This window comes from Microbacterium maritypicum MF109 (assembly GCF_000455825.1).
GTDB lineage: Bacteria > Actinomycetota > Actinomycetes > Actinomycetales > Microbacteriaceae > Microbacterium > Microbacterium maritypicum_A.
On sequence record NZ_ATAO01000060.1, the window covers coordinates 1 to 527 of the forward strand.

A 527-nucleotide genomic window follows, 5' to 3' on the forward strand; every position below is an offset into this window, starting at 1 on the left:
GAGGAAGGGTCCGTGCACACCGCCGCGTGGCCGACGCCTCTCGGTATCGACGGTGACCCGGCCGTGCTCGCCGCGGCCAGCGAGGCGCTGATCGGCATCCGTCGCGCGAAGACCGAGGCGAAGGCCTCGCAGAAGACTCCGGTCTCACGTGCGGCGATCGCCGCCCCCGCAGCGAAGCTCGATGCCCTCCGTGCCGCAGCCGATGACCTCCGCGCCGTCGGCCGCATCGCCGAGCTCGAGTTCACCGAGGCCGAGGCGTTCGCGGTCACCGCGATCGAGCTCGCCCCGGTCGAGGCCTCCTGATGCAGCTGGGCACGCGCTGGGCGGCCGGGTCCGAGGCTCCGGCCTCCGTCCCGGCATCCCTCCGGCCGGCGATCGCCGAGGTCGAGTCCCGGGGCCTCACGGGCCACTGGACGCTCACGTGGCTGGAGGGGCGCGCGATCGCGGAGCTCGACGCGGGCTGGGAGGTCTTCCAGACCGCGACCGGCGAGATCGTCGTCCGTCCCTTCCAGGACTGAGTCCCGGCC

At 74.0% G+C, this 527-nt stretch carries 1 protein-coding gene and 1 pseudogene; both read left to right on the top strand.

The features are described from left to right. Positions 1–303 (top strand): annotated as a pseudogene (valS, locus tag L687_RS25330) (valine--tRNA ligase); the annotation flags it as partial. Further along, complete coding sequence (locus L687_RS25335; protein ID WP_021198594.1) at positions 303–518, top strand: hypothetical protein; 216 nt, start codon at positions 303–305, stop codon at positions 516–518. The pseudogene valS and the gene L687_RS25335, both read left to right, overlap by 1 nt. Positions 519–527: the final 9 nt, after the last annotated feature.